Source organism: Pseudomonas sp. PDM31, from assembly GCF_019218965.1.
Taxonomy (GTDB): Bacteria; Pseudomonadota; Gammaproteobacteria; order Pseudomonadales; family Pseudomonadaceae; genus Aquipseudomonas.
Genome location: NZ_JAHUWS010000054.1, coordinates 1 through 244 on the forward strand (window position 1 = coordinate 1; position 244 = coordinate 244).

Here is a 244-nt window from a genome sequence, read left to right on the forward strand (position 1 = left end):
AACCAGGGGAACTGAAACATCTAAGTACCCTGAGGAAAAGAAATCAACCGAGGTTCCCTTAGTAGTGGCGAGCGAACGGGGACTAGCCCTTAAGTGGCTTTGAGATTAGCGGAACGTTCTGGAAAGTGCGGCCATAGTGGGTGATAGCCCTGTACGCGAAAATCTCTTAGTCATGAAATCGAGTAGGACGGAGCACGAGAAACTTTGTCTGAATATGGGGGGACCATCCTCCAAGGCTAAATAC

At 49.2% G+C, this 244-nt stretch carries 1 rRNA gene; it reads left to right on the forward strand.

Going from position 1 to position 244, the window contains the following annotated elements:
• Positions 1-244 (forward strand): 23S ribosomal RNA (locus KW839_RS28240); the annotation flags it as partial.